The organism is Streptomyces sp. ITFR-16 (assembly GCF_031844705.1).
Lineage (GTDB): Bacteria > Actinomycetota > Actinomycetes > Streptomycetales > Streptomycetaceae > Streptomyces.
The window spans coordinates 6924412-6943779 of record NZ_CP134609.1; the positions used below are offsets into that span (position 1 = coordinate 6924412).

Below are 19368 nucleotides of genomic sequence, written 5' to 3' on the forward strand. Positions count from 1 at the left end.
CCCTGAGGGGCCCTGGATGTGCTTCAGGCCTTCAGACCGGCGGCGAGCGAGGCGAACGCCTCGCGGTACAGGCTCTGGAACGTACGGGTGCGCCCGGAGGCCACCCAGACCTCGACGGCCGCGCGCACGGCGGCGATCGCCACGTGCGCCAGCAGCCTGGGGTAGAGCGCGGTGTCGGGGTCCTGCCCGAGGCGCTCGGCCACGACGTCGACCAGCGCGCGCTCGTCCGCGCCCCGCGCGGCCAGGAATCCGGGGAGCAGCGAAGGGCTCTTCCGGACCACGGCCATCTGGAGCTCCCAGCGTTCGTGGTCCTCCTCGATGTGGGCGAGCTCCTGGGCGATGGCCTCGCTGAGGGCGGCGAGCGCGGTCAGCTCCGCCGGCGCGTTCAGCACCGCCCGGCGGGTCCGCTCGGCGGTGTCCTGGACGGGGCGGGTGATCGCGTCCTCAAGAGAGGGGAAGTAGTTGAAGAAGGTGCGGACGGAGACGCCGACCGCTTCGGTGACCGCTTCCACGGTCACATGCTCGATCCCGCGCTCCGCCGCCATGCGCAGGGCCCGGTCCGCGAGGGCGTCGCGCGTCGCGCGCTTCTTGCGTTCGCGCAGCCCTGCGGGCGGGTCGTCGGTGGTCACGAAGGTGCATGCTATGCAACTTTGCACGCCGCGCAAAATCTTGCCGGTGCCGGACCGTGCGGGCGCGGCGTCACAGCCCGGCGGAAGAGGAAAGGGCGCGGCATCGGCAATTCATCGGCAATTCACGGGGGCGGCCGTCCGGAAAGAGGGCAGGCCGAATAGCGGCACACACCCCTGCGGCCGTCCAGGGAAATAGGACGCGCCCTCTTCCGGGCACGGCGTATTTCGGCTCGGCGCCTTTCGGGCGGGAACCGGCGGCCGTGCAACGGAGCGGCAGGGGCCGCAGTTTCGCCTGATCCTGATGCTCGCGCCTCACGCTCCTCCTTCGCGCTTACGTCCCGCTGACGTCTCACTCACGTTTCGCTGACGTTTCGCTTGCGTCGCGGCTCGGGGCGGCGTGTCCTCGGAAACGTCGGACAACCAGGCTTGCCCGTAAGCGAATTCCGGGTACAGCATGGCCGCCTCGCGTCGTTTTCCCGGGCGGGTGTCAGGCCAGCGAGGCGGCGCGGCCGGGGTCGATGGCATGCCGGAGCGGCAGGCCCCGGGTGAAGCGGTGCAGCTCGTCGAGCACGAGCTGCCCCAGGCGGTGGCGTTCGGCACCCAGGGCGCCGCCGAGATGGGGCGTCAGGACCACGTTGGGGAGAGTGAAGAGTGGCGAGTCGTGCGCCGGGGGCTCGGGGTGTGTGACGTCGAGTACGGCGGTGAGGTCGGGCCTGGCCCGCAGCACCCGGGCGGCGGCCGTCTCGTCGACGAGTGCGCCCCGCGCGGTGTTGATCAGCGTCGCACCCGGCATCAGCGAGTTCAGCAGCCGTTCCCCGACCGTGCCCCGGGTCTCGGGCAGCAGCGGGGCGTGGAGGCTGACGACGTGACAGGTGGCGAAGAGCTCCTCGATGCCGACGAGCCGGACGCCCGCGCGCCCGGCGGTTTCCGGGGAGGTCACGGGGTCGGATGCGAGGATCTCGACGTCGAAGCGGCCGAGGCGGTCCGCGACGAGCCGGCCGATGTGGCCGAGCCCGAGCAGGCCCACGCGCGACCGGTAGGCGCCCGGCACATCGGGGTCGCGGGGGAAGCGACGGCTGCTCGCGACCTCCCGCGCGATGCGGTGCACCTGCTTCAGGCCCAGCAGGACCTGGGGTCCGCGTCCGGACCCGCGCAGGGGCGTGCAGGAGGTGAGCTGGTCCCACCGGCCTCTTCACCGCCGCCCTGAAGCAGCACTTCTCGCCGATCCCCACCCGGACACCACCGACATGTCCGCCCACATGCTCCTCGTCGCCACCGTCACCTGACCGGCGGGCCCCGCGAGACGCCAGAACGCCAAGTCCCGGCCCGGGTACCGAAAGAACGCACGAGCTCAGCTGTGGGGCTCAGGAATCAGGACCCCTGCCGGCCGGCTCGCAGGGGCCGGGACGGCCACCCTGAGCAGGAAGCTCTGGCTGTCGTCGTTGTGGTACATGGTGGTGCGAACCGTTGTCAGGGCCCGCGGGGGTCTCGGTGCAGCAGATGCAGGGCCGTCTGGCAGTGGGCGGCGTCCCCAAGGACGGATTCCACGTGCTGCGGCACACCTACGCCTCGATCATGTCGGAAGCCGGCGGGTCCGTTGTGACTCTGGCCCGGCGGCTCGGGCGCTCCTCGCCGGTGATCACCCTCGGTTACTATGCTCACCTCATGCCGGAGGCCGGCAGCAAGGGGCGCAGCGGCATTGACGGTCTGCTGGGGAGCGGGGAGTTCCGGCCTGCCGGCCGGAACTCCCCGGATTCCCCCAGCACGGTTGACCGGTGACTTCAGCCGCTACGCCCCGTAGGAGCCCTCCGCGAAATGTGAGGCTGAAGAGATTGGTGGCCTGGGAAAGTGCTGGAAGAGGTCGTCGCGACCCGCTACGTCACGCCCCTGCGTGAGGGCGGCTCGCTCCCTGGGATCGTCGAGGCCGACGACCTGGGTACGTACGTCATGAAATTCACCGGAGCAGGACAGGGCCGCAAGACGCTGGTCGCGGAGGTGATCTGCGGGCAGCTCGGCCGCCGGCTCGGGCTGCGCGTCCCTGATCTCGTACAGATCCAGCTGGACCCGGTCATCGGACTCGCCGAGCCCGACCAGGAGGTGCAGGAGCTCCTCAAGGCCAGCGGCGGGCTCAACCTGGGGATGGACTTCCTCCCCGGTTCGCTCGGCTTCGACGCGCTCGCCTACGAGGTGGATCCGCGCGAGGCCGGGCGGGTCGTCTGGTTCGACGCGCTGATCAACAACGTCGACCGGTCCTGGCGCAATCCGAACATGCTGGTCTGGCACGGCGACCTCTGGCTGATCGACCACGGCGCCACCATGATCTGGCACCACAACTGGCCCGGCGCCCGGGCCTCCGCCGCCAAGCCGTACAACGCCTCCGACCACGCGCTGGCCCCGTTCCGGCCCGATGTCGCCGCGGCCGCCGCCGAACTCGCCCCGCTGGTCACCGAGGAACTCCTCACCGAGGTCGCGGCCGACGTCCCCGACGAATGGCTGGTGGACGAGCCGGGCTTCGACTCGACCGACCGGCTCCGCCGCGCCTATGTGGAGGCGCTGCTGCCGAGGGCCGCGTCCATCCACGAGCGGATCGTGCTGGACGCCCCCACCCCCGACAAGCCCTCCCAGGCCCCGGGCTGGATCACCGAACGCCTCGCCCCGAGGCACGAGCGCGCGAACAGCGAAGAGGGCGGCCGGGCATGAGTGAGCGCGATGTCTTCGAGTACGCGCTGGTGCGCGTGGTGCCCCGCGTCCAGCGCGGGGAGTTCTTCAACGCCGGAGTGGTGGTCTACTGCCGGGCCAAGGGCTTCGTGGCCGCCCGGACCGAACTCGACGAGGCGAAACTCCGGGCGCTGGACCCCGCGGCCGATGTGACCGGGGTGCGCGCCGCCCTGCACGCCGTCGAGGGCGTCTGCCGCGGCGGTCCGTACGCGGGCCAGGCGGCCGGTGACGACGCCGGACGGCGCTTCCGCTGGCTGATTGCCCCGCGCTCCACCGTGGTCCAGCCCAGCCCCGTCCACAGCGGCCTCACCACCGACCCCGAGGCCGAGGTCGAGCGCCTGCTCGACCTGCTGGTGCGCTGATCCGGCCACCGCGCCGCCGCCCGCACACCGCGTGGCGGCGGCGCCGCCGGGTGTGACATGCGCCGCTGCGCCCGTGGGCCGTTGACACCGGGTGCCAGGGCTTCTAGCGTCTCGTCTGCTGAAGGTACTAAGCGGTTGCTCAGTTATCGGGAACTTCCTGACGTCCGCTGAGCCGCGATCCAAGGGCGAGGAGAACCAAGCATGTCCACCAGCGAGCAGCGCGTAGCCATCGTGACGGGAGCGGCGCGGGGCATCGGTGCCGCCACCGCGGTACGTCTGGCGGCCGAGGGCCGCGCCGTCGCCGTACTCGACCTCGACGAGGCGGCCTGCAAGGACACCGTCGAGAAGATCACCGCCGCCGGCGGCCGGGCCCTCGCCGTGGGCTGCGACGTGTCGGACAGCGCCCAGGTGGAGGCCGCCGTGGCGCGGGTCGCCGCCGAGCTCGGCGCCCCGACGATCCTCGTCAACAACGCGGGCGTGCTCCGCGACAACCTGCTCTTCAAGATGAGCGAGTCCGACTGGGACATCGTGATGAACGTCCACCTCAAGGGTGCGTTCCTGATGGCCAAGGCCGTCCAGAAGCACATGGTGGACGCCAAGTTCGGCCGGATCGTGTCGCTGTCCTCCTCCTCGGCCCTCGGCAACCGCGGCCAGGCCAACTACGCCGCGGTCAAGGCGGGCCTCCAGGGCTTCACCAAGACCCTCGCCAAGGAGCTGGGCAAGTTCGGCATCACCGCCAACGCCGTGGCCCCCGGCTTCATCGTCACGGAGATGACGGCGCAGACCGCGGCCCGGGTCGGCATGGGCTTCGAGGAGTTCCAGGCGGCGGCCGCCACCCAGATCCCGGTGCAGCGCGTCGGCTTCCCCGAGGACATCGCCAACGCCATCGCCTTCTTCTCGGGCGACGACGCCGGCTTCGTCTCCGGCCAGGTCCTGTACGTCGCCGGCGGACCGCTCAACTGACCCGAAGGACTACGGACATCATGACTGTGCAGGACAGTGGCAAGGTCGCGCTGATCACCGGCGCGAGCCGGGGCATCGGCTACGGCATCGCGGAGGCGCTCGTCGCCCGCGGCGACCGGGTGTGCATCACCGGCCGGGGCGAGGACGCGCTGAAGGAAGCCGTCGAGGCGCTCGGCTCCGACCGGGTCATCGCCGTCGCCGGCAAGGCGCACGACGAGGCGCACCAGGCGGCGGCGGTCGAGCGCACGATGGAGGCGTTCGGCCGGGTCGACTTCCTGGTCAACAACGCCGGTACGAACCCGGTCTTCGGTCCGATCGCCGAGCTGGACCTCAACGTCGCCCGCAAGGTCTTCGAGACGAACGTGATCTCGGCGCTCGGCTTCGCCCAGCAGACCTGGAAGGCCTGGCAGAAGGAGAACGGCGGGGCGATCGTCAACATCGCCTCCGTCGCCGGTGTCTCCGCCTCGCCCTTCATCGGCGCGTACGGGATGAGCAAGGCGGCCATGGTCAACCTGACCCTCCAGCTGGCGCACGAGTTCGCGCCGGTCGTCCGGGTCAACTCGATCGCGCCCGCGGTCGTGAAGACCCGCTTCGCCCAGGCCCTGTACGAGGGCCGCGAGGCGGAGGCGGCCGCCGCCTACCCGCTGGGCCGGCTCGGTGTGCCGGAGGACATCGGCGGTGCCGCGGCCTTCCTCACGTCCAGCCAGTCCGACTGGATCACCGGGCAGACCCTGGTCGTCGACGGCGGTATCTTCCTGAATGCCGGAGTGGGCTGACACCACCTGATCCCATTTGGCCCCGATTGCCTCAAGTGCCCCGCCGGGCCTGCGGATTGACCTGGCGGGGCGCTGCGGTATGGTCTGCCGACCCATGGCTGATCGAGGAGCGTGCACGTGTTCTACCGGGCCAGTCTGCAGGCCGCTGCAGCCCTTGCTTCCCTGACTCTGCTGGCCGGCTGCGGTCTGCTGCCCGGCGGCGGTTCGGACGTGGACCAGAAGCTTGCCGTCGGGACGACCAGTGAGCCCTCGACCCTCGACCCGGCGGCGGCGTGGGACGGCTCCTGGGAGCTGATGCGCAATGTGTTCCAGACCCTGGTGAGCTTCCCCACCGGCAGTACGACACCCGAGCCGGACGCGGCGGACAACTGCCGGTTCACCGACAACACCAGCACCGCCTACCGCTGCCAGCTGCGCAAGGGCCTGAAGTTCTCCAACGGCGACAAGCTCGACGCCGAGGCCGTGAAGTACTCCATCGACCGGATCACGGAGATCGGCGTCAAGGGCGGCCCCGTGGGCATGCTCGGCTCGCTCGACCGGGTGGAGACCAAGGGCGACGACATCGTCATCTTCCACCTGTCGAAGCCCGACGCCACCTTCCCCTTCATCCTGGCCACGCCGGCCATGTCGCTGGTGGCGCCGAGCGCCTACTCCAAGCACAAGATCCGCACCGACGGCAAGGTCACCGGATCCGGCCCCTACCTGCTGGACGCGTACAAGCAGGGGGACCGCTCCGAGCTGGTGAAGAACCCCGACTACAAGGGCTTCGCCGACCGCAAGAACGACGCCGTGACGATCCGGTACTTCAAGAAGTCCTCCGACCTGGTCCCGGCCCTCAAGAAGGGTGAGATCGACGCCACCTACCGCGGTCTGTCCGCCGAGGACGTCGTCGGCCTGGAGGACAACAAGGACAAGGACAGCGATCTCCAGATCGTCGAGTCCGTCGGCGCCGACATCCGCTTCCTCGTCTTCAATCCGGAGGACCCCGCCGCCGGCAACCCGGCCGTCCGGCGGGCGATAGCCCAGCTGGTGGACCGCGACGCCCTCGTCGCCAAGGTCTACCAGGGCACCGCCGAGCCGCTCTACTCCATGGTCCCCAAGGGCATCGCCGCCCACACGACCAGCTTCTTCGACACCTTCGGCAACCCGAGCGCGGCCAAGGCGAAGAAGATCCTCACCGACGCCGGCATCACCAAGCCGGTCTCCATGACGTTCTGGTTCACCACCGACCGGTACGGCTCCTCCACGGCCCCCGAGTTCGACGAGCTCAAGCGCCAGCTGGAGTCCTCCGGGCTGTTCCGCATCACCCTGAAGAGCCGGCCCTGGAAGACCTTCCAGGAGGGCTTCACCAAGGGCGAGTACCCCGTCTTCGGCCGAGGCTGGTTCCCGGACTTCCCGGACCCGGACAACTTCATCGCGCCGTTCGTGGGCAAGGACAGCGTCACGGGCCGGCCGTACGTGAAGGACGAGATCACCAAGCAGCTGCTGCCCCAGTCCCGCAAGCAGAGCAACCGGGGCGCGGTCGGCAAGGAGTTCGAGCGGGCCCAGAAGATCCTCGTCGACGACGTCCGGCTGCTGCCGCTGTGGCAGGGCAAGCTGTACGTCGCCGCGGGCGAGGACATCGGCGGCGGCGAGCGCGCCCTGGATCCGCAGACCGTCATGCAGATGTGGGAGCTGTACCGAAAGGCGAGCTGGTAGGAGCGGTGCGGGCCACTGGCAGCGGACTCCCGGAGCCCGTTGTCAGTGGCCCCCGGTAGGTTCTGGGATCAAGAACGGATTGCTTACCGGAGGTTGTTCACGTGACCGACACCGACCTGCTGCCCGAGTCCTGGCGCGGCGTCCTCGGCGACGAGCTGCAGAAGCCGTATTTCAAGGAGCTCACCGCCTTCGTCGAGGAGGAGCGGTCCGCCGGACCGGTCTACCCGCCCCGGGAGCAGGTGTTCGCGGCCCTGGAGGCGACTCCGTACGACAAGGTGAAGGTCCTGGTCCTGGGCCAGGACCCGTATCACGGCGAGGGCCAGGGGCACGGCCTGTGCTTCTCCGTGCGGCCCGGGGTGAAGACGCCCCCCTCGCTGCGCAACATCTACAAGGAGATGCAGGAGGAGCTCGGTCTGCCCGTCCCGGACAACGGATATCTGATGCCGTGGGCCCAGCAGGGCGTGCTCCTGCTCAACGCCGTGCTGACGGTGCGCGCGGGCGAGGCCAACTCGCACAAGGGCAAGGGCTGGGAGAAGTTCACGGACGCCGTGATCCGCGCGGTCGCCTCCCGGCCCGACCCGGCGGTCTTCGTGCTCTGGGGCAACTACGCGCAGAAGAAGCTCCCGCTCATCGATGAGGAGCGCCATGTAGTGGTGAAGGGCGCGCACCCCTCGCCCCTCTCGGCGAAGAAGTACTTCGGATCGCGCCCCTTCACGCAGATCAACAAGGCCGTCGCCGACCAGGGGCACCAGCCGATCGACTGGCGCATCCCCGACCTGGGCTGAGGGCGCGCCCGAGCCTGAGTGCGATTGCCCGCCGCGACGGTTAGCGTCGAACCGGCCGGAACCATTCGGAACCGGTGGGAACGTCCGGAATCCATCCGTATCGACCGGACGCGGACGGACGGGTACGAGGGAGACCGCGGTGACGGAGCAGCAGGAGACGTCGGGGGACGTCTTCATGACCAGAATCGGCCAGGCGATCATGCTGCTCCACGGCGGTGACCGGGAGGAGGCCCGCAACCGCTTCGGGGCGCTCTGGTCGGAGATCGGGGACGAGGGTGACGCCCTGCAGCGCTGCACCCTCGCCCACTACATGGCCGACACCCAGGACGACCCCGGTGACGAACTGGCGTGGGACCTGAGAGCGCTGACCGCCGCCCAGGCGCTGACCGACGCGCGCGCGGCCGGACACGAGGACGCGCTCGCGGTGCGGGCCTTCTTTCCGTCGCTGCACCTCAATCTCGCGGCGGACTATGTGAAGCTCCACCGCCCGGTGGCCGCCCGCATCCATCTGGACCGCGCCCGCGAGGCCTCGGGTGTCCTGGCCGACGACGGCATGGACGACGGGTACGGGGGAGGGGTCCGGGCGGCGATCGGGCGGCTGGAGCGGCGGCTGCGGGAGTGGTGAGCCGGGAGCGGTGGGCGGTGCGGGCCGCGCGGGGGAAGTGGCTCGCACCCGGCGCCGCCCGTTGTGCCGGGTCCGGCGGGCGGTCCTCCCGGACGCCGGGTCCGTCCCGCTACCGGCCGTAGGCGCGGTCGCAGATCCGGGACTGCGGGCTGCCCGCGGGCCAGTGCCCGTATCCCCGCCCCAGCGCGCACACATCGGCCCCGGTGACCGGCTTCGGCAGGGCCGGGGCAGGGGCGGCGGGCACGACCCGACGCGACCGCGGACGAGCGGGCCCCTGCCGCTCGCGCCCGTGCGGAACGCCGGGTTCGCCGGGGCGCGCGGCCGGGGGAGGCGCCGTCCGGCGGGATGCGGCCGGTGCGGGGGGCGAGGAGGGCTTCGCCTCGGCCTCCAGCGTGTCGTGGACCGGCGGACCGACGCTCTGCGGGGCCGGGCCAGGGGCCGGCCGGCTGGTCTCCGGACGCGGCGGGGCGCCCGGCTGCGGCTGGACGGAGACACAGCCCGACAGGGCCGTGACCGCCACGGCGACCAGGAGCTTCACAGTGGTTCTGGTTCGATGCACCTGATCAACTCTGCGGTGCGGGCCGCCGTCGGGTGGGTCCGAGGGGCCTGATTGCCCCGCACGGGTGATGCGCCCGTCGCCGCGTCAGCGCCCCAGCATCCCGCGCAGCAGCTCGCCGAAGCCCGTGCGCAGCTCCGCCTCCGTCGGCACGGAGCGGTGGTAGGAGCCGGCCGCGCACGAGAACATCAGCCCCTCGCACCAGGCCACCAGGGACAGCGTGTGCCGCTCCGGCTCCGGGGACCCGGCCGCCGTCATCAGCGCCACCAGGGGCTCGCGGAACTGCCGTCCCGTCTCGTCGAAGAACGTGCGCAGTTCGGGGCGCCGGGTGGCCTCCAGGGCCAGTTCGTACCGGCACACGAGCAGCTCCGGGTGGTGCGTCAGATAACGGTGCAGGGCGAGCGCGAGTCCGGCGATCAGTGCGTCGGCGTCGAGCGGGCCGGGGAGGGCGGGGCCGTCCGGGCCGGCTGAGGCGTCCGGGGACGCCCCGGGGGCCGGGAGCTCGTCGGGGGCGAGGACCCGGGCCTCCCGCTCCGCCAGGCGCCGCACGGTCGCCTCCAGCAGGGACTGCCGGGTGCGGGCGTAGTTCGACGTCGACCCCTGGGGAAGGCCGGCCCGCTCGTCCACCGCGCGGTGGGTCAGCCCCCGCATGCCGCGCTCGGCGAGCAGGTCGAGCGCGGCATCGGTGATCAGGTCGCCCCGGACGGAAGCGGGGGTGCGTGTGGCCATGGGGCCAACCTACCGCCGCAACTACACCTGTAGTACGGTGGCCGTGTCACTACAGGTGTAGTTGCGGCGGAGTGAGGGATTCCCATGGACATGCCCCGTGCGGTCGTCATCGGCAGCGGAATCGGCGGTCTCACCGCCGCCGCGGCCCTGCACCGGTCGGGCTGGCAGGTCACCGTCCTGGAGCGGGCCGGCTCCCTGGAGCCCGTCGGCGCCGGAATCGGTCTCGCTCCCAACGCCCAGCGCGCCCTGGACGTCATCGGGCTCGGCGACGAGATCAGGTCCCTGGCCGCCTGGCAGGGCGAGGGCGGGATGCGCACCCCGGACGGCCGCTGGCTCTCGCGCACCGACGCCACCGCCGCCGCCGAACGGTTCGGCGGACCGCTCGTCCTGGTGCACCGGGCCACCCTCATCGACCGCATCGCCGCCCGGCTCCCCGCCTCCGCCGTCCGCACGGGCTGCCCGGCCCGCCTCGTGGACCCGGGCACCGCAGGTGGCGGCCCCGCCGTGGTCGCCACCCCGGACGGAACGGTCGAGGCCGACCTCGTCGTCGGCGCGGACGGCATCCACTCCGCCGTGCGCGACGCCCTCTTCCCGGGCAGCCCCGGCCCGGCGTACGCGGGATTCACCACCTGGCGCGTCGTCGTCCCGGCACCTGACCGCCCCTTCGCCCCGCACGAGACCTGGGGGCGCGGCGCGCTCTGGGGCACCCAGCCGCTCAAGGACGGCAGGATCTACGCCTACGGGGCCGCCGTCGCGCCCGCCGGGGCACGGGCGGCGGACGACGAGAAGGCCGAACTCCTGCGCCGCTTCGGCGACTGGCACGACCCGGTCCCGGAGATCATCGCCGCCGCCCGGCCCGAGGGAGTCCTGCGCAACGACGTGTACCAGATGACCGATCCGCTGCCCGCCTTCCACCGGGGCCGCACGGTCCTCGTCGGGGACTCCGCCCACGCCATGGCGCCCACGCTCGGCCAGGGCGGCAACCAGGCCATCGAGGACGGGATCGTGCTCGCCCACCATGTTGCCCCGGGCGGGGACCTGGGCGCCGGGCTCGCCGCGTACACCGCCGACCGGCTTCCGCGTACCGCAGCCGTCGTCCGCAAGGCGGAACAGGTCTCCCGGCTCATGCGGCTGACCAGCCCGCCGGCCGTGAAGATGCGCGACGTCGTGATGTCCGCAGTCTCCCGGCTCGGGCCCGGTCTCGTCCTGCGCACCTTCGACGGGATCGCCGACTGGCGGCCCCCGCAGCACACGTATGCTGCCCGGACGACGGACGCGCCGGCGGCACCGCAGCGGACCCACACCGACGAGGATCGCGACGCACGGCGCTGACCAGCGAGAGGAAGACCCTGTGAAGGTCGGCTGCATCGGGCTCGGCGACATCGCGCAGAAGGCGTACCTGCCGGTACTCGGCACCCTGCCGGGGGTCGAACTGCATCTGCAGACCCGCACCCCGGCCACCCTCGCCGCGGTCGCCGAGGCCCACCGCATCCCGGCCGGGCAGCGCCACACCGACCTCGACTCGCTGCTCGCCCAGGGGCTCGACGCCGCGTTCGTGCACGCCCCGACGGCGGTGCACCCGGAGATCGCGGGCCGGCTGATCGAGGCGGGCGTGCCCACCTACGTCGACAAGCCGCTCGCCTACACGCTCGCCGAGTCCGAGCGGCTGGTGGAGCTCGCGGAGGACCGGGGCGTCGGCCTCGCCGTCGGCTTCAACCGCCGGCTGGCGCCGGGGTACGCGCAGTGCGTCGAGCACCCGCGCGACCTGATCCTGCTGCAGAAGAACCGCGTCGGGCTCCCCGAGGACCCGAGGACCATGGTCCTCGACGACTTCATCCACGTCGTCGACACCCTGCGCTTCCTGGTGCCCGGGCCGGTCGAGCACACCGTCGTGCGCGGCCGGGTCCGCGACGGGCTGCTGCACCACGTCGTGCTCCAGCTCTCCGGCGACGGCTTCACGGCCATCGGGGCGATGAACCGGCTCAGCGGGTCCACCGAGGAGCGGCTCGAGGTCTCCGGCCAGGACTCCAAGCGCGAGGTCGTCAACCTCGCCGAGGTCATCGACCACAAGGGCCAGCCGAGCCTGCGGCGGCGCGGCGACTGGGTGTCGGTGGCCCGGCAGCGCGGCATCGAGCAGAGCGTGCTGGAGTTCCTGGACGCCGTGCGCGCCGGAAGGACGCCGAGCGCCCGGGACGCCCTGGAGACCCACGAGCTGTGCGAGCGCGTCCTGCGCGACCTCGACTGCGCCTAGGGCGTGTGCGGGGTCCCGGCTCCTCCGGATGCGTCCGGACGGGGGCCGACGCAGGCTGGGTGGGACGGACCGCCGCCCCGTGGAGGTGACCTGATGAAACCCCACCGCGAGCCACCGGGCTGGGGCGCGCTCCAGCCCCCGCCGGGCTACTACTCGGCGGACGGGCGCCCGCCGGACGCCATGCAGCGCGCCCTGATCCTCGACTGGGCCGTCAACCAGCGCATCGCGAGCGGCTGGCGCGTGGAGTCCCGCTCCGATACGCAGGTCGTCATGGTGCGCGGCAAACCCCTCAACCATGTGCTGCACGCCCTGCTGACGGTGTTCAGCTGCTTTCTGTGGGGCGTGGCCTGGCTGGTGCTCGCCGTGACCAACAAGGTCGAACGCGTGGCGCTCACCGTTGACGCGATGGGCGACATCGTCACGGTCAACGGACCTGGCCGGACCGCCTGAGGGCCTCGCCCACCGCCTCCGCTTCCCCGGCCGGGACCACCGCCGCGACCGCCCCCGCCGGCTGTGCGGCCCGCCTGCGCAGGGAACGCACCGCCTCGGCGGCGCAGAACGCCGCCAGCACGCCCAGCGCCCCGTACAGCGGCCAGTCGCCCAGCCGGACGTACAGCGTCGTGCCACGGGCCAGCGGAACGTCGAAGACGGCCGCGCCGCTCGTGTCCGTACCGATCCGGGGCCCGGCGGACTCGCCGTGCGGGCCGTACACCGCGCTGACGCCCGTCAGCGTGGCGTGCACCATCGGGCGGCCGTTCTCGGCGGCCCGCAGCGCTCCGAGCGAGGCGTGCTGGCCGGGGGCCCAGCCGTGCTGGAACGACGCGGTGGAGGACTGGGCGATCAGCAGCTGCGCACCGTCCCGGGTGAGCTGCCGGCTCATGTCGGGGAACGCCGACTCGAAGCAGACCAGCGGGCCGACGCGCAGGCCGTCCGCGCCCGGCAGCCTCATCGTCACCTGGCGGGTGCCGCGCAGCCGGTCCTCACCGGCCGCCTTCCCCATCGAGGTGGCCCAGCCGAGCGCCGAGCGGGCCGGGATGTACTCGCCGAAGGGGACGAGCCGCATCTTGTCGTAGCGGTCCCCGGTCAGCCCCTGCGGTCCGACCAGCACGGCCCGCTTGAAGATGCCGGTCCGGCCCGAGCCGTCCGTCTGCCGGGCGTCCGCGTTCACCAGCACATCCGCGCCCACCAGCCGCGACAGCGCCGCGATCCGGGCGGCGACATCGGGCCGCCGGACCGGGTCGACGCCGAGGCTGCTCTCGCCCCACACCACCAGGTCGAGGTCCCGCCCCGCCAGCGAGCGCGTCAGCTCCTCGCTGCGGGCGAGCCGCCGCTGCACGCTGCCCGGCCCCTCGACCACACCGGGCTGCACGACGGCGATCCGGGCCGTTCCCGACCGCTCGGGTTGCGGCGCCCACACCCACACCGAACCCAGTGCCAGCGCCCCCACCACGAGCGAGACGGTGGCCGCCGTACGGGCTGCGGAGGCCACGAGCAGCAGGGTGAGCGCGGTGTTCACCGCCACCACCATCAGGCTCACCAGCCACACCCCGCCCACCGAGGCCAGCCGCAGCGCGGGCGTCACCTGCCACTGGCTCGCCCCGAGCAGCCCCCAGGGCCCGCCGAGCCCCTCCCAGGAGCGGACCAGCTCGATCATCAGCCAGCCGCACGGGACCACCACCATGGCGGCGGCCGCCGCCGCGCCGGACACCTGCCCCCGGAGCAGCCGCGCCACCAGCAGACCCCACGGCGCCCACAGCAGCCCGAGCAGGGCAGCCAGGACCACGATGAACACATGCAGGCTCGGCATCAGCCAGTGGTGCACGGCCAGCATGTAGCCGGTCCCGCCGAGCCAGGCGTCGAGCGCCGCCCTGCGCCCCGTACCGGCGGACCGGATCAGCAGCATCAGGGGGACCAGGGCGACGTAGGCGAACCACCACAGCGAGGGGGCGGGAAAGGCGAGCGCCGGCAGCGCGCCCGCCGTCAGTGCGGCGACGCCGCGCCCCAGGGGCGAGCCGAGTATCCGTCCGCCCCGCTCGCGCAGCTCTGCCCCGGTCCGCATGCCGCGCCTCCTCGTACCCGCTCGTGACCCGATGCCTCGGTGATCCGTTCCCGCTGTTCTTCCCCCAGTGTGGGGCAGCACAAGCGGATGGGGCCGGTCAGCCGGTGGCGAGACCGCCTGTGAGGCTGCGCCACTTCTCCTGCACCGTGACCTGCTGGACGCGCCAGCCGGCGTCGGTGCGCAGCAGCTCGAAGGCGTAGCGCCCGCCCGCGACGAAATCGGGGGCGGTCGAGCCGTCCGCCCCGGCGCCGTCCTGCGGCCGCCTCTCCAGCCGCATCGGGTTGAGGTAGTCGGCCCGCACCTGGGCCCGGTCGCCCGGGTAGCCGCCGAGGTCCTGGAGGTCCAGCCGGCGGTTCACGATCAGGTGCTGGCGTACGGGAAAGAGCCGGAGGGTCCGCTCCAGCCAGTCGGCGACCTCGGCAGCGGGCCCCTCGACGCCGCCCGCCGTGCGGTAGTCGGCGCGGCCCTCCGGGGTGAACAGGGCCAGGTAGTCCTCCCACGCGCCGTCGTCCACCGCCACGGCGTAGCCGGTGATCACTGCATCGATGGCGAGCCGGTCCATCACGGTCGAGAGATCCACACGCTGCGTCATCGGGTCAGTGTGTGCCCATGGGCGTCAGGGGCCAAGTCCCGTGCACCCGCGACGAGGTGGCGGGCGTCAGCAGGGGACGACCGCCACCGGGCCCAGGGCATGTGTGAGGGTCGTCTGCGCCACCGGTGAGAGGCCCAGCCCGAGGGACTCGCCGCCCTTGCGCCGTCCGATCACGGTCAGGGCGGCGGTCGCCGACGCCGTGACCAGGGTGCGCGCCGCAGAGCCGTTGACAGGCTCCTTCATGACCTCCACCTGCGGATACCTGGCACGCCAGCCCGCCGTCAGCTCGGCCAGGGAGCGTTCGGCCGCGCCGGCCGCCGCCTCCCGGTCGAAGACCGGACCGCCGGACAGCATCGACGAGAACATCGTCCAGCCGTGCACGATCCGCAGCCGTGCCCCGGGGCGCGCCGCCGCCGTCTCGAACGCGAACTCCAGCACCCCTTCACTGCTCTCGTCGGCGGCCACCCCGGCGACGACGTCGAGGAAGGCGTCCGCAGCGGCCTCCTCGGGGTCCTCGTCGCGCTGCCCGCCGTGGACGACGACCACGGGACACTTCGCCATCGACGCCGTCGCCAGGCTGTTGGACCCCAGCATCAGCGAACGGAAGCCGCCCAGGCCCCGCGAGCCGACCACCACCAGCGACGCGTCACGGCTCAGCGAGACCAGCGCCGCCGACGGGAAGTCGAGCGGTGCGAGGGTGGTGGGGCGCAGTCCGGGTGCGATCTCGTCCACCCGTCGCACGGACCGGGCCAGCAGCTCCTGGGCCTCGCGCTGCTGGGCCTCCTGCCCGGTGCGCCGGGTGAGCAGCCGGACGTGCGTGATCATCAGCGGAAGGGCCCGCCGGACCGCTTCCCGGGCCGCCCACTCCAGCGCGTCGCCGCTGTGCGATGACCCGTCGACCGCGGCGACGACGGGAAGCTCGGTGGTGCTCATGGCTGCCTCCGGAGTCCGGGTGTACGTGTCCCGGCTGTGCTGCGCGCCCGGGAGCTGGGCCGGGGCCCGCTTCGTACGTTACGGCCGCCCGCGCCCCGGTGCCGAGGCGGAGGCGCCCGCCCGGGGCCCCGGCACGGCATGCCGCCCCACGGTGTTCTCCTCGTCGGCCGGGGCGGCTGCGCCTATGCTCGCGGGATGGAGCAGAGCGAAGTCGTGAAGCGTGTGGTCGGCATCCTCACCGAAGCGGGCGAGATGCGCCGGCTCTTGGAGGAGAACCCCGACCGCGACGACCCCAGCACCGATTCGACCGTGGTGACCGCCCTCCTCAACGAGACGATGCCGAGGATCGCGATCCCCGAGGACGCCACGATCGAGGACGTGGTGGTCCTGGTAGGCCGTGAGGTCGGGGGAGCGGTGGAGCAGCTCGTCGGAGCGTTCACGCTGGCCTTCGCGATGCTGGCGCAAGTGCATGACGCGGGGCAGACGGACGTGACCTCAGCCGACGTGCTGCAGGATCTCGCCCTGCGGGCCGAGCAGTTCGGCTCCGAGGGGCCGGGCGAGACAGAGGTCTGAGGGCGGCCGGGACGCGGACCTGAGGGGCCGTCCGGCGGGGTGTGCCGCCCGGCGATGCGTCCGGGAAGGCGAATGACGGGCGGATACGGCGACGGCGCCGACGGCCGGGCCCGCGCCAACGGATAGTCTCAGCAGGCCTCGTCGGATACACCGGTGCCCTGGTGGGTGTGGGACCGGGACGGCGCCCCACCCCGAAGCCGCAGTGGTCCGAGGACCGGACGGCGCCTCGGGGCCCTCACAACCAACTGCGAAGCAACTGGAGACCCCGATGGCTGATACCCCGACGCGCCAGGTTCAGCGGCGCTCGGACGAGAGCGCGACGGGCTCGGCGCCCGAGGCCCCGGGCCGTGTCGAGGCCGTACCGACACCGCGCTACCAGGGGCTGTTCGTCGAACCCGACCTTCCGCCCTTCGTCGAGACCGAGTGAGACCGCCCGCACCCCGGGTCCGACGCCGCACTGCCCCTGTCCCGCTCCGGCGGGCCGGGGGCAGTGCGGCGTCCGGGGGGCGCGGGACGGCCCGCGACGGTGGCCGGGCGGCACATCGGGGAAGCTGTCGCCATGGACAACTCTGCCGACGAGAACGCAGCGGCCCGTATCGGCTACCGGCGATCGGCCGGATCGCCGCGCGGTGAGGCCCGGCGCCGGGAACTGCTGGAACGGGTCACCGAGGACCTGGCGGCCAACGGGCTCGTGGACTTCTCGCTGCGCCGGGCCGCACGGGCCGCCGGTGCCACCCACAAGGTGCTGCTCTACCACTTCGAGGGGGCCGACGACCTGCTCGTCCAGGCCGTGGTCCGGCTGCGCGAGCGGCGCATCCGGGCTGCGCTGGCCGCCGCGACCGAGGGACCGGTCCGCCGCTCGCTGGGGGACTGGGTCCGCGCGATCTGGCCCGTCCTGGTCGGCGAGGAGGCGCGGGTGCTGGACCAGGCCATCGGCCTCGCGATGTACGACTCCGACCGCTACGCCGCGCTCGGCCGCGAGGCGTCCCAGCAGTATCTGCCGACCCTGCTGTCCGTCTGCCCCGCTCACTGGAGCGACCGCCGCAAGCTGGAGGTCGCCGAGATGGTGCTCGCCACACTGCGCGGCTTCCTGGTCGACGCCCGTACCAGTGGCGACACCGAGGGCGTGGCCGCCGGATTCGACGCACTGGTCCGCGCGCTGGAACGGGAGGAGGCGGCCGACGCGTAGCACCGCGCTTTCCTCCGTACCCGCAGGGGCGGCCATGGACAGCGTGTGAACCACGTGGTTCACTTTTGGTGAGGCACGACTTCGTGAGCCATGAACGAGGCACGAAGGTGCGAGGCATGCGCACGCCCACCGGGAGGTCGGCATGGACACGTCCGTCAAGCGCGAGAAGGTCCGCTTCACCGTCGGGGGCACGCACTGCGCCGCCTGGCACTACCCGGGGACGAACGGCGGCTGCGTGATCATGGCCGCCGGCGGTGGCGTGACGAAGGAGCCGGGCACCGACCCGTTCGCCGCCCGGTTCCACGCCGCCGGGTTCACCGTCCTCGCCTTCGACTACCGGTGTCTCGGGGAGAGCGGCGGCGGCCCCCGCCAGACCGTGCGGATCAAGGACCAGCTGGAGGACTGGCAGGCGGCGATCGCCTTCGCCGCGTCCCTCCCGGAGACCGACCCGGCGCGGATCGCCGTCTGGGGCTTCTCCCTCTCCGGCGGGCACGTCCTGCGCGTCGCGGCCCGCAATCCCCGGCTGGCCGCAGCGGTCGCCCAGACGGCCAACACCGACGGGCCCACCGCCTCACGCAGCGCGTCCCGCTTTCAGAAGCCCGTGGCGACGCTCCGGCTCACCGGCAGAATCCTCCTGGACGCGCTCGGCGGGCTGCTCGGCCGGCGCCCCCTGCTCGTGCCGCTCGCCGGCGAGCCGGGCACCGTCGCGATGCTCACCACGCCGGACGGCGTTCAGGGCGACCGCGCCCTCAACCCGGGCAACAGGTACCCGGAATGGCAGCAGGAGATCGCCGCCCGCTCGATCCCGGGCATCGCCCTCTACCGGCCGGGCCGCGACACCCCGCGGGTGCGGCCCCCACTGCTGGTGCTGGTGTGCGACCAGGACCGCTCGGTGCTCGCCGAGCCGGCCGTGCGCGCGGCCGGGCGGGCGCCCAGAGGTGAGCTGGTCCGGCTGCCCGGCGGCCACTACGCCCCCTTCATGGAGCAGCACGAGCAGGCCGTCGAGGCCGAGCTGTCGTTCCTGCGCCGCCATTTGCTCGCCCCGGCGGACGACCGCGCCGAGACGCCCCGGGCCGCACGGTCATGAAGGAGATCGAGCTCTCCGCCGGGACCCTGGAGTACGAGGACACCGGTGGCGAGGGCCCCGTGCTCGTCCTGCTGCACGGGCTGATGATGGACGGCTCGCTGTGGGACGAGGTGGTCGCCGCTCTGTCCCCCGGCCACCGCTGCCTCGTCCCGACCTTGCCGCTGGGCGCGCACCGCAGACCGATGCGGGCCGACGCCGATCTCTCCCTGTCCGCTGCGGCCCGGCTGGTGGGCGAATTCCTCGACCGCCTCGACCTGAGTGACGTCACGCTCGTGGGCAACGACACCGGCGGCGCACTGGTCCAGCTGGTCGCGGCCGACGGGGCAGCACGGGTGGGCCGGATCGTGCTCGCTTCCTGCGAGGCGTTCGACAACTACCCGGCGCGGGTGACGGGTACGACCCTCGCGCTCGCGGGCCGGCTCCCGCCCGCGCTGTTCGGCCTGTTCATGCAGCAGATGCGGCTGCGCCCGGCGCGCCGCCTCCCGGTCGCGTTCGGCCTGCTGACCGCGCGCGGCGACGCGGCCACCCGCCGCTGGATGGACCCCGTCCTCACCGACCCCGGCATCCGCCGCGACACCGTACGGACCCTGCGCGCGGCCCGGTCCGACGCGGACAGACTGGCGGCAGCGGCCGGGTCCCTGCGGGACTTCGACCGCCCCGCACTCGTCGTCTGGGCGGCCGGTGACCGGGTGATGCCGCCCGAGCACGGCCGACGCCTCGCCGCGCTGCTCCCGCAGGGACGGCTGACCGAGATCTCCGCCAGTCGCACGCTGATCCCGCTGGACCGGCCCGAGGAGCTGGCCCGGGCCGTCCGGGAGTTCGTACCGGCCCGCCGCTGAGGGG

Annotated in this window: 23 protein-coding genes; 16 read left to right on the plus strand and 7 right to left on the minus strand. The window is 72.7% G+C overall.

Translation table 11 applies throughout. From position 1 onward, the window contains the following. Nucleotides 1-23: 23 nt before the first annotated feature. Both RLT58_RS30790 and RLT58_RS30795 read right to left on the minus strand, forming a co-directional pair. The gene (locus tag RLT58_RS30790) at nt 24-629 is read right to left on the minus strand and encodes an acyl-CoA-like ligand-binding transcription factor (RefSeq protein ID WP_311313623.1); all 606 of its coding nucleotides are present in this window, start codon (nt 627-629) and stop codon (nt 24-26) included. Between the two features lie 487 nt (nt 630-1116). Then, complete coding sequence (locus RLT58_RS30795; protein ID WP_399131700.1) at nt 1117-1737, minus strand: NAD(P)-dependent oxidoreductase; 621 nt, start codon at nt 1735-1737, stop codon at nt 1117-1119. Nucleotides 1738-2120: 383 nt separating this feature from the next. Here RLT58_RS30795 and RLT58_RS30800 point away from each other — a divergent pair, with 383 nt between their 5' ends. From RLT58_RS30800 to RLT58_RS30835, 8 genes are all read left to right on the plus strand, one after another. Continuing rightward, nucleotides 2121-2408 carry a site-specific integrase gene (locus RLT58_RS30800; RefSeq protein WP_399131701.1) on the plus strand — a complete coding sequence of 96 codons (288 nt, stop codon included), beginning with the start codon at nt 2121-2123 and terminating at the stop codon, nt 2406-2408. Between the two features lie 69 nt (nt 2409-2477). After that, nucleotides 2478-3329, plus strand: a complete 852-nt coding sequence (locus RLT58_RS30805) for a HipA family kinase (RefSeq protein WP_311313624.1) — start codon at nt 2478-2480, stop codon at nt 3327-3329. Next, nucleotides 3326-3709, plus strand: a complete 384-nt coding sequence (locus tag RLT58_RS30810) for a DUF3037 domain-containing protein (protein ID WP_311313625.1) — start codon at nt 3326-3328, stop codon at nt 3707-3709. The genes RLT58_RS30805 and RLT58_RS30810 overlap by 4 nt, the downstream gene beginning before the upstream one ends. A 201-nt stretch (nt 3710-3910) precedes the next feature. Continuing rightward, nucleotides 3911-4672, plus strand: coding sequence for a 3-oxoacyl-ACP reductase FabG (gene fabG / locus RLT58_RS30815; protein WP_311313626.1), 762 nt, complete (start codon nt 3911-3913; stop codon nt 4670-4672). A 20-nt stretch (nt 4673-4692) separates the two neighbouring features. Continuing rightward, complete coding sequence (locus RLT58_RS30820) at nt 4693-5448, plus strand: SDR family oxidoreductase (RefSeq protein ID WP_266776194.1); 756 nt, start codon at nt 4693-4695, stop codon at nt 5446-5448. 117 nt (nt 5449-5565) lie between these two features. Then, nucleotides 5566-7146, plus strand: coding sequence for an ABC transporter substrate-binding protein (locus RLT58_RS30825; RefSeq protein WP_311314707.1), 1581 nt, complete (start codon nt 5566-5568; stop codon nt 7144-7146). A 101-nt stretch (nt 7147-7247) separates the two neighbouring features. Continuing rightward, complete coding sequence (gene ung, locus RLT58_RS30830) at nt 7248-7931, plus strand: uracil-DNA glycosylase (protein ID WP_311313627.1); 684 nt, start codon at nt 7248-7250, stop codon at nt 7929-7931. Between the two features lie 139 nt (nt 7932-8070). Continuing rightward, complete coding sequence (locus tag RLT58_RS30835; RefSeq protein WP_311313628.1) at nt 8071-8556, plus strand: hypothetical protein; 486 nt, start codon at nt 8071-8073, stop codon at nt 8554-8556. A gap of 109 nt (nt 8557-8665) precedes the next feature. Here the strand turns inward: RLT58_RS30835 and RLT58_RS30840 are convergent, their stop codons facing one another. Both RLT58_RS30840 and RLT58_RS30845 read right to left on the minus strand, forming a co-directional pair. Next, nucleotides 8666-9115 carry a hypothetical protein gene (locus RLT58_RS30840; protein ID WP_311313629.1) on the minus strand — a complete coding sequence of 150 codons (450 nt, stop codon included), beginning with the start codon at nt 9113-9115 and terminating at the stop codon, nt 8666-8668. An 84-nt stretch (nt 9116-9199) separates the two neighbouring features. Beyond that, nucleotides 9200-9841, minus strand: a complete 642-nt coding sequence (locus tag RLT58_RS30845; RefSeq protein WP_311313630.1) for a TetR/AcrR family transcriptional regulator — start codon at nt 9839-9841, stop codon at nt 9200-9202. An 84-nt stretch (nt 9842-9925) separates the two neighbouring features. On the opposite strand from RLT58_RS30845, the gene RLT58_RS30850 reads away from it, so the two are divergent. From RLT58_RS30850 to RLT58_RS30860, 3 genes are all read left to right on the plus strand, one after another. Further along, the gene (locus RLT58_RS30850; RefSeq protein WP_311313631.1) at nt 9926-11173 is read left to right on the plus strand and encodes an FAD-dependent monooxygenase; all 1248 of its coding nucleotides are present in this window, start codon (nt 9926-9928) and stop codon (nt 11171-11173) included. Nucleotides 11174-11192: 19 nt separating this feature from the next. Further along, entirely contained in the window at nt 11193-12092 is a 900-nt protein-coding gene (locus tag RLT58_RS30855; protein WP_311313632.1) for a Gfo/Idh/MocA family protein, read from the plus strand. Nucleotides 12093-12185: 93 nt separating this feature from the next. Continuing rightward, nucleotides 12186-12542 carry a DUF8108 domain-containing protein gene (locus tag RLT58_RS30860; RefSeq protein WP_311313633.1) on the plus strand — a complete coding sequence of 119 codons (357 nt, stop codon included), beginning with the start codon at nt 12186-12188 and terminating at the stop codon, nt 12540-12542. Here the strand turns inward: RLT58_RS30860 and lnt are convergent. The 3 genes from lnt to RLT58_RS30875 all read right to left on the minus strand — a co-directional run bounded on the left by lnt (nt 12517) and on the right by RLT58_RS30875 (nt 15676). After that, nucleotides 12517-14151 carry an apolipoprotein N-acyltransferase gene (gene lnt, locus RLT58_RS30865; protein ID WP_311313634.1) on the minus strand — a complete coding sequence of 545 codons (1635 nt, stop codon included), beginning with the start codon at nt 14149-14151 and terminating at the stop codon, nt 12517-12519. The two genes, RLT58_RS30860 and lnt, sit on opposite strands and share 26 nt — an antisense overlap. 97 nt (nt 14152-14248) lie before the next feature. Further along, a complete protein-coding gene (locus tag RLT58_RS30870) occupies nt 14249-14743 on the minus strand; it encodes a nuclear transport factor 2 family protein (RefSeq protein ID WP_311313635.1) in 495 nt (164 codons plus the stop codon). Nucleotides 14744-14809: 66 nt separating this feature from the next. Beyond that, entirely contained in the window at nt 14810-15676 is an 867-nt protein-coding gene (locus RLT58_RS30875; protein WP_311313636.1) for a universal stress protein, read from the minus strand. Between the two features lie 195 nt (nt 15677-15871). On the opposite strand from RLT58_RS30875, the gene RLT58_RS30880 reads away from it, so the two are divergent. The 5 genes from RLT58_RS30880 to RLT58_RS30900 all read left to right on the plus strand — a co-directional run bounded on the left by RLT58_RS30880 (nt 15872) and on the right by RLT58_RS30900 (nt 19364). Beyond that, nucleotides 15872-16249: a hypothetical protein gene (locus tag RLT58_RS30880; protein WP_311313637.1), complete on the plus strand. Its 378-nt coding sequence runs from the start codon at nt 15872-15874 to the stop codon at nt 16247-16249. 268 nt (nt 16250-16517) lie between these two features. Beyond that, the gene (locus RLT58_RS30885) at nt 16518-16676 is read left to right on the plus strand and encodes a hypothetical protein (protein ID WP_311313638.1); all 159 of its coding nucleotides are present in this window, start codon (nt 16518-16520) and stop codon (nt 16674-16676) included. Nucleotides 16677-16808: 132 nt separating this feature from the next. After that, nucleotides 16809-17438 (plus strand): TetR/AcrR family transcriptional regulator, encoded by a 630-nt coding sequence (locus RLT58_RS30890; protein ID WP_311313639.1) that lies wholly within the window; start codon nt 16809-16811, stop codon nt 17436-17438. A 142-nt stretch (nt 17439-17580) separates the two neighbouring features. Further along, a complete protein-coding gene (locus RLT58_RS30895; protein ID WP_311313640.1) occupies nt 17581-18525 on the plus strand; it encodes an alpha/beta hydrolase in 945 nt (314 codons plus the stop codon). After that, on the plus strand, nt 18522-19364 hold the full coding sequence (locus RLT58_RS30900) for an alpha/beta fold hydrolase (RefSeq protein ID WP_311313641.1): 843 nt from the start codon (nt 18522-18524) through the stop codon (nt 19362-19364). The genes RLT58_RS30895 and RLT58_RS30900 overlap by 4 nt, the downstream gene beginning before the upstream one ends. Nucleotides 19365-19368 lie beyond the last annotated feature (4 nt).